Consider the following 8,240-nt stretch of genomic DNA (forward strand, 5'->3'; position numbering starts at 1 on the left):
ACATGCATCGCCTGGGCTGACGCTTTCGCCGGCAAGCCAGCTCCTACGGGTGCGCCGTCAGTTTCGCTGGGGCGGGGTTACACCGCCACTCGGGAAGTGGAGCCGATGACCGTCTCCAACACGCTGAAATCGATCCATTCCCGGACGTCGAAACGCCGGGGAATGAATTGCCAGCGGTGCAGGAAATCGGTGAAGTCTTGCAGGGCTTCGATGGAGCGGGCATCCAGGGTGGTGCGCAGACGCCGGTGGGCGTCCTCGCCATAGGCCGCTGCCACCCAGTACTCGCTGGTGTTCAGCTCCCGGGCGAGAAAGCGCCGGGTTTCCTCGGGGTTGGCCCAGGCCCACTGTTCGGTACGCAGCACGGTGTCGACGATTTTCACGCTGGCATCGAAGTGCTCGCGCAGCAGGTGGGTGTCCACGGTCAGGGTCCGTGGCGTGCCGTTGTTGGAACGGATTAGCGGATCGGGGTGGGAACCGGTGTCCACCACCACTTGCAGGCCGAACTCGTTGGCCAGGTGCACGGCGTGGGCGCCCTTGAGGAAGATCGCATCGATGTCGCCCCGCAACAGGCCGATCAGCTCGTTGTTGCGCCGGCTGAAACGGGTCACCCCGAGGCTGACTTCGGAGCCGTACAGGTGTTGTTTCTGCTCATCGCTGTAGGTGCCGCCGTAGGGGTAGTCCACCAGCTCGACATCACTGACGGCCAGGCCTTCGAGCTTGAGGGCGTTCTCCAGCCCGCGCAGGGCCTGGGCGCGGGTGAAGTCGATCTGCACGTTGGCCCATTTCGGCAGGCCGAAACGCCGGTTCTTCAGGTCGCGGATGCTCTTCACGCCGCTTTCCGCAGTGGTCAGGATCAACTGCACCTCGTCGCTCCAGGACAGCCCCAGGACCCGGGTCTGCACGCCGCTGGAATAGGCCCAGATGGCCGGGATGTTGCCGCCGTGGCGCACCGAGTTCTGCAGGTGGTGGTCGTAGTGGGCCTCGCGCACCTCGCGCTCGCTGGATTCGCGCAGGGACTGGATATTGGTGCCGAAGGGCAGGAAGGCTTGTGCCAGACGCCCGGACTGCACTGCGATGCCGAGCCCGGTGGGCACCGGGCTGTGGGTGTACCAGAGGGTATCGAGTGGTTTGCTCATAAGGGTCTTCAGTTCGAATCCATGAAACCTGGCGCGGTCAGCCGGCCAGAGCGGTAGGGGTGGCCAGCAACGCATCCAGCGGCCGACGGTCGATCCATTGGCGCACATCGACCTGTTGCGGGATGAAGCGCCAGCGCCGCAGGAAGGCGCTGAAATCCTGCAAGGCGTCGATGGCCTGTTCGTCGAGGCCGGTGCGCAAGCGCAGATGGGCGTCGTCGCCATAGGCGGCACTGACCCAGTACTCGCTGCTGTTGGTTTCCCGGGCCAGGTAGCGGCGAGTGTCTTCCGGGTGCTTGTGGGCCCAGTCTTCGGCCCGCAGCACTGCGCCGAGAATGCCCCTGGCGACGTCGAAGTGCTGCTCCAGCAGATGACTGTCCACCGTCAGGGTGCGCGGTGTGCCGTTGTTGCAGCGGATCAGCGGGTCGGGGTGGGCGCCGGTGTCGATCAAAGTGCGCAGGCCGAACTCATGGGCATGGCGGGCGGCGCTGGCGCCCTTGAGGAAAATAGCTTCGACCTCGCCGCGCAGCAGGCCCTGCAGTTCCAGGTTGCGGCCGCTGGCGGGCTGGACGCTGACCGGGGTGTCGGCCAGGGTCTGCACCTGCGGGTCGCTGAAGGTGCCGCCGTAGCGGTAGTTCACCAATTGCAGGTCGCCCACTTGCAGGCCGTCCAGGCGCAGGGCGTTTTCCAGGCCGCGCAGGGCCTGGGCGCGGGTGAAATCGATCTGCGCGGCGGCCCAGTCCGGCAAGCCGAAACGCCGGCCCTTGAGCTCCTTGATGCTGTGAATGCCGCTGTCGGCGCGGGTCAGGATCAATTGCACCTCGTCGGCCCAGGACAGGCCGATCAGCCGAGTTTCCCGGCCCTGGGCCCGGGCCCACAGAGCCGGGATGCTGCCGCCGTGGCGCACCGAGTTGCGCAGGCTGTGGTCGAAGTGGGATTCACGCACGGCCTGGTCGAGGGACTCGCGCAGCGACTGTACCTGGGTGCCCAGGGCGCCGAGGCTGTCCTGCAGCCAGCCTTGCTGCACGGCGATGCCCAGGCCCGTCGGGACCGGGCAGCGGGTGTACCAGAGGGTATCCAGAGGATGGGACATGAACGGGCTCCTTATAGGCTCAGGCACGGGCCTGTAGCGGCGTCGCCTGGGCGACGGGGCGTTGATGCACCAGGGGCAGCACTTCCTGGCCGATGCGCAGGGCTTCTTCCAGGTGCGGGTTGCCGGCCAGGATGAAGGTGGAGAAACCGGCGTCGCGGTACTCCACCAGACGCTCGGCGATGTTCTGGTGACTGCCCACCAGGCCCACGGTAGGGCCGGGCTTGGCCTTGGCGAAGCCGGCCCAGAGGTTGGGGCCGAGGATCAGGTCATCGAAGCGATCGATGTTCTGGTGATAGGCGGTCTGCCGGGCGCCGCCCACGGAATCGGAGCCGCTGGTGAAGTTCTTGGCAATCAGGCTGCTCTTGCCTTCGAGCTTGTCGAACTGTCGACGCAGATCGGCCCAGGCCTGCTCCTCGGTCTCCCGGGCGAACAGATCGACCCGCAGGCCGAAGCGCACCGTGCGCCCTTGTTTGTCCGCCAGCTCCCGGACCCGCTCGATATGGGGTTTGAGCTGGTCGATGGGCTCGGCCCAGTTGAGGTAGACGTCGGCATGCTTGGCCGCCACGTCCAGGGCCGCGTCGGAGAAGCCGGAAAAATACACCCCGGGCTTGCGTTCATGCTGCAGGCCCGGGGGCAGGGCGCCGTTCTCCAGTTGATAGATATCGCCGTCGTAGGAGAAACGCTCGTTCTCCCAGAGGCCCTGGATGATGTCGAGGAACTCGCCGGTGCGCTGGTAGCGTCGATCGTGCTCCAGGTAGTCGCCATTGGCTCGCTGACTGACCGGATTGCCGCCGGTGATGATGTTCCAGTCCAGGCGGCCGTGGCTGAGGTTCTGCAGGATCGCCGCCTGCTGGGCGGCATAGGCCGGCAGGGTCCAGGTGGCCTGGAAGGCGATCAGAAACTTGATGCGTCGGGTTTCCCGAGCCAGAGCGGCAGCGGCGATCCACGGCTCGGGTCCGGTGGGCAGCAGCGCGCCCTCGAAGCCTGCCAGCTCGGCGGCCTTGGCCACTTGGGCGATGTAGTCGATGTAGGTGAAACCGTCGGCCTCGCCATTGGGCAAGCGCCCGGGGGCGATATGCCCGGGACGGTGCTGGGGATTGCCGCGATTGTGTTTATCGGTGCTCAACTGCGGACCGTCGGTGCCCAGCGGCAGGCGCCAGAAAAATTCAGTGCTCATGGGTGCTCCTGATTCAGTAACGCGTTGCGCCGCGCGGGTGCGAAGACGCCTGTCAGGGGCGGTTGCAACGGCCATGCCATGGGCCGCAGAGGCCGCAGGCATAGGGTTTGAGGGGCTGTGCCAGAGGCCGTGACGAGGGCGAGTGCTGCTGTAGCAGCACCCCGTCAGCAACCGTTGCTGAGCGCGCAACAGAGGCACCGCCGCCCAATATCCCCGTACACGGTTTTTGTGTAGGAGCCGGCTTGCCGGCGAAAAGGCCCTTGAGCCTTGTGCTGTCCTTGCGGACGCCTTCGCTGGCAAGCCAGCTCCTACAGCTGGCGCGATATCGGCGGTGCTTTTGTAGGAGCCGGCTTGCCGGCGAAAGGGGCCGCGGGGTTTGCGCCGCCGGGTTGGTCGGCGCTGCGCAGATAGGCCTGGTACAACGCCGCATAGGCGCCGTTCTGCCGGATCAACTGCTGATGCGGTCCCTGTTCCACCAGTCTGCCGTGGCGGATCACGGCTATCCGGTCGGCATCGCGGATGGTCGCCAGGCGGTGGGCAATGATGATCGCCGTGCGCCCTTCACACAGCCGGCGCAGGGCGCGCTGGATGCGCTGCTCGGTGTGGATGTCCACCGCCGAAGTCGCTTCGTCCAGTACCAGCACCGCCGGGTTGGCCAGGTAGGCCCGTACCAGGCACACCAGCTGCCGCTGGCCGTGGCTCAAATGCCCGCCCAGCGGCCCGACCTCGCTGTGGTACTGGTGGGGCAGGCGCTCCAGCACTTCGTCCGCCCCCAGTTCCCGGGCCGCGGCAATCAGGGTCGCGTCATCGGCGCCGGGGGCCGCCAGGCGCAGGTTGTCGAGGATGCTGCCGCTGAACAGCACATTGTCCTGCAGCACCACGCCCACGGCCCGGCGCAGGTCATGCTGGGCCAGTTGCCGGATGTCCACGCCGTCGAGCTTCACCGCGCCGCCCTGCACGTCGTAGAAGCGGGTCAGCAGTTGCACCAGGGTGCTTTTGCCGTGACCCGAGGGGCCGACGATCGCCAGCACTTCCCCGGCCGCTATCTTCAGGTCCAGGTCCTGGATCACCGGGGTGGGGCTGTTGGGGTCATAGGCGAAGCGCACCTGTTCGAAGCTGACGTCGCCTCGTGGACGCGGCAACGGCTGTGGCCTGCGCGGGTCGAGGACCTGGGGCCGGGTATCGAGCAGCAGGAAGATCCGCTGGGCCGAGGCCGAGCCGGTGGCGTAGCGCTCGAACAGGTCGGACAGCTCCTGCAAGGGGCCGAGAAACAGAAACACGTAGAACAGGCTTTCCGCCACCTGGCCCACGCTGACCTCGGCACCCGCCAAACCGAAGGCGCCCACCAGCAACAGCGCGGCCATGCCGGCGGAGCTGAGCAGGGCGGTGAACGGGGCGAACCAGCTGGAACGCAGGCTGCCGCGAATCAGCGCCTGATTGAAGTCCTCCAGCAGACCGCGATAGCGCTGCAAGTTGCGCCCTTGCTGCCCACATTGCTGGAGCATGCGCGCGCCGCTGACGCTTTCCACCAGGTGCGCGGTGAAACGGCTGCGGTTCTCCGCGACCTTGGCCCAGTTGCGCTGGGAGATGCGCTTGAAGCCCCAGGTTGCCACTGCCAGCAGCGGCACGGTGGCTGCCAGGCTGAGGAAGAATCGCGGGTCGATGCGCCACAGCATCACCGAGGCCAGCCCGCAGCGCAGCAGGGCCCCCAACAGCTCTGGTGGCCCTTGGATCAACAACGGCTCCAGGCTGTCGACGTCGCGGTCGGCGCGGGAAATGATCCGCCCGGCACGGGTCTGGTCGAAGTAGCTGATGCTCAAGGCCTGGACATGGGCGAAGACCTTGATCCGTAGGTCGTTGAGCACCCGGATCGCCGCGCCGCCGGCGACGAACTGTGACAGCCCGGCAAGGACAAAACGCCCCAGCCAGCTGGCGGCCAGCCCCAGGCCCAGCCACAGCAGCAGCGACTCGTTCAGCAACCAGTGCCCCTGGTCCAGCACCAGCCCGTGATCCAGCAGTTCTCGAACGAACCAGGGCCGCAGAAAGACGGTGAACACCAGCAGCAGCTCGATGCCGATCACCGTCAGGATGGCCCCGCGAATCGGTCGCAGCAGGGGCAGCAGGCGGGAAAACATGCTGCGGTCCAGGGCCTGCCTGGCGAGCATTTCTTCTATTTCGATGTCGCTCAGGGCCTTGCCGGCGATTGGGTTAGCCATGGTCGATTCCCAGCAGGTCGCGGTAGTGCGCGTTGGTGTGCAAAAGGTCGGCGTGACGGCCGCTGGCACTGATGTGCCCGTCCTGGAGCAGCAGTACCCGGTCCGCCAGGAGAATGGTCGAGAGCTTGCTGGAGATCACCAGCAGGGTGGCGGCCCGGCCCTGGTCCCGGCGTAGCTGGCGGATGTTGTGCAGCACCTGGCGTTCGCTGATGGCGTCCAAAGCGCTGGTGGCGTCGTCCAGGCAGAGGATGTCCGGCTCGCCGAGCAGGGCCCGGGCCAGGCTCAGGCGCTGGCGCTGGCCGCCGGACAGGGTCACCCCGCGATCGCCGAGCCGGCTGTCCAGGCCTTGGGGCAGGCGTTGGAGTACATCTTCGGCGGCCGCCAGGGCCAGGCCTTGGCGCAGTTGCTGATCGCTGGCACCCGGGGCTATCAGGCGCAGGTTGGCGGCCAGGGTGTCGGAAAACAGAAAGCTTTCCTGGGGCACCACATGCACCCGGCGCCGCAGTTGGTCCAGGTCCAGATCGCGCACGTCCTGCCAGCCGCTCTGTTCGCAACCCAGCAGCAGGCGGCCCGCGCCGACGTCCGTGAGGCGCGGCAGAAGGCTGGCCAGCAGGCTCTTGCCGGTGCCGGTGGCGCCGACCAGGGCGACGATCTCGCCGGGCTGCAGGGTCAGGGAACAGTGCTCGAGAATCTGGCGGCCACCGCCCGGAGCGCTGACGCTGACTTCTTCCAGCTTCAGCCCCAGGGGCGTCTGCGGCAGCAGGGCCGTGCCGCTGCGAATGCCGGCCGGCTCATCCAGCAGGTGCCAGATGCGTTCGGCGCTGGAGCGGGCGTCGGCGAAGGTCTGCATCACCCGGCCAATGCCTTCGATGCGAAACACCAGGGTGGTGACGATCAACAGGGCGCTGACCAGCTCGCCGATCCCCAGTTGCCCGGTGGCCACCTGATGGGCGCCATACACCAGGACCCACACATGGCTGAGGGCGACCACCGCCTGGGGCAGCGGAATCCGCGAACTGGAATAGGCCAGGGCCCGGCGTGCCTGTTCGGCGAACAGCGCGACCTGGGCGGCGAAGCCCTGGATACGGCTGTGTTCCAGGACGAAGGACTTGATCACCCGCACCCCGCCGATGCCTTCGCTGAGGTCCTGGTTGACCCGGTCGTAGGCCGCACCCACGGCGCGGTCGAGGCTCACCAGATGCTCGGTCTGGCGCACGAAGATCCACAGCCCGCAGACCGTCAGCAGCAGGGGCACCACGCCGAGCCAGGGGCTGTACCAGCTCAGCAGGCCGACAGTGGCCAGCACCACCAGGGGCGTCTCCACCACTTGGCGCCAGAAGCTGATCAGGGCATCGCGGACCTTGTCCGCATCGCGGGTGGTCCGAGTGATCATCTCGCCCATGCCGTGCTGCCAGTGGTAGGCCAGGTGCAGGCCCTGGACCTGTTGCAGGATGCGTTCGCGCAGGCGGGTCAACAGCTCCTGGCTGAGCACCAGGGACAAAACGCTGGCGGCGTACTGCAATACGCCACGGCCCAGGGCCACCGCCAGCATCAGCCACAGCCAGTACCAGCCGAGGCTGGCATCCAGGCTGCCGTCCGCCAGACGCTGCACCGCGCGTCCGGCGCTGACATCGTTGATGGCATGGCCGATCAGCCACTGCTGCCAGACCAGTCCCAGATTGACCGCGATATAGAGCAGCGCCACCAGAGCGAAGCGCCAGGGCATTTCCCGGTAGATCGCCAAGGCGCGCAAGAGAGGGTGTTTTTCGATCATGCAGGGCTCATTCAAAAATCGGCCACCCCCCGTAGGAGCCGGCTTGCCGGCGAAGAGGCCCTCGAACCTTGTGTCGGTCTTGAAGACGCTTTCGCTGGCAAGCCAGCTCCTACGGTGTGCGTGATGCCGTGGTTATTGGTAGGAGCCGGCTTGCCGGCGAAGAGGCCCCCGAACCTTGTGTCGGTCTTGAGGACGCTTTCGCTGGCAAGCCAGCTCCTACGGTGTGCGTGATGCCGTGGTTGTTGGTAGGAGCCGGCTTGCCGGCGAAGAGGCCCTCGAACCTTGTGTCGGTCTTGAGGACGCCTTCGCTGGCAAGCCAGCTCCTACGGTGTGCGTGATGCCATGGTTATTGGTAGGAGCCGGCTTGTCGGCGAAGAGGCCCCGAACCTTGTGTCGGTCTCGAGGACGCTTTCGCTGGCAAGCCAGCTCCTACGAGGGATGGCGGTGGTTGGGGTTATGGCGCGGTGCGGGTTGCGCCCTGTTGTTCCTTGGCGTTGAGGATGGCGGTGTATTCGCCCGGGTCGACGCCGTTGAGGTAGTAGTTGCCCACGTGATGCAGGCGCCAGCGGATCGGGTCGTGGGTGGTGTGCACCCGGGCGTTGCGCCAGAAACGGTCGAGGTTCCATTTGCTCAGGGAGGAACTGGCCCCCAGCAGCGAGAAGATGTCGCTGGAAATCTTCAGCGAGGCACTGTCGGAGTGGGCGCGGGCGGTGGCCACCGACAGGATCAACTGGTCCTGCAGTTCCTTGTTCTCCGGGTCCTGTTCGTGTTCATCGAAGACTCGGGCGGCATCCCGCAGCAGTGACTCGGCAGCCCGCAAGGCCACGGCGTATTCGCCGATCTGCTT

The 8,240-nt window shown here is 66.6% G+C and carries 5 protein-coding genes and 1 pseudogene; all 6 read right to left on the reverse strand.

Annotated elements, in window-relative coordinates; translation table 11 throughout:
• Positions 1–77: 77 nt before the first annotated feature.
• Positions 78–1,136, reverse strand: a complete 1,059-nt coding sequence (locus BLX41_RS26880; RefSeq protein ID WP_123727342.1) for an ABC transporter substrate-binding protein — start codon at positions 1,134–1,136, stop codon at positions 78–80.
• A gap of 37 nt (positions 1,137–1,173) precedes the next feature.
• A complete protein-coding gene (locus BLX41_RS26885) occupies positions 1,174–2,226 on the reverse strand; it encodes an ABC transporter substrate-binding protein (RefSeq protein WP_123727343.1) in 1,053 nt (350 codons plus the stop codon).
• Positions 2,227–2,245: 19 nt separating this feature from the next.
• The gene (locus BLX41_RS26890; protein ID WP_123727344.1) at positions 2,246–3,403 is read right to left on the reverse strand and encodes an LLM class flavin-dependent oxidoreductase; all 1,158 of its coding nucleotides are present in this window, start codon (positions 3,401–3,403) and stop codon (positions 2,246–2,248) included.
• A 308-nt stretch (positions 3,404–3,711) separates the two neighbouring features.
• Positions 3,712–5,619, reverse strand: a complete 1,908-nt coding sequence (locus tag BLX41_RS26895) for an ABC transporter ATP-binding protein (protein WP_123727345.1) — start codon at positions 5,617–5,619, stop codon at positions 3,712–3,714.
• Positions 5,612–7,393: an ABC transporter ATP-binding protein gene (locus BLX41_RS26900; RefSeq protein WP_123727346.1), complete on the reverse strand. Its 1,782-nt coding sequence runs from the start codon at positions 7,391–7,393 to the stop codon at positions 5,612–5,614. Before BLX41_RS26900 ends, BLX41_RS26895 begins: the two co-directional genes overlap by 8 nt.
• A gap of 454 nt (positions 7,394–7,847) precedes the next feature.
• Positions 7,848–8,240: pseudogene (locus tag BLX41_RS36390) on the reverse strand (acyl-CoA dehydrogenase family protein); the annotation flags it as partial.

It is taken from the genome of Pseudomonas protegens (genome assembly GCF_003732485.1).
In the GTDB taxonomy this organism is placed as follows: Bacteria; Pseudomonadota; Gammaproteobacteria; order Pseudomonadales; family Pseudomonadaceae; genus Aquipseudomonas; species Aquipseudomonas protegens_B.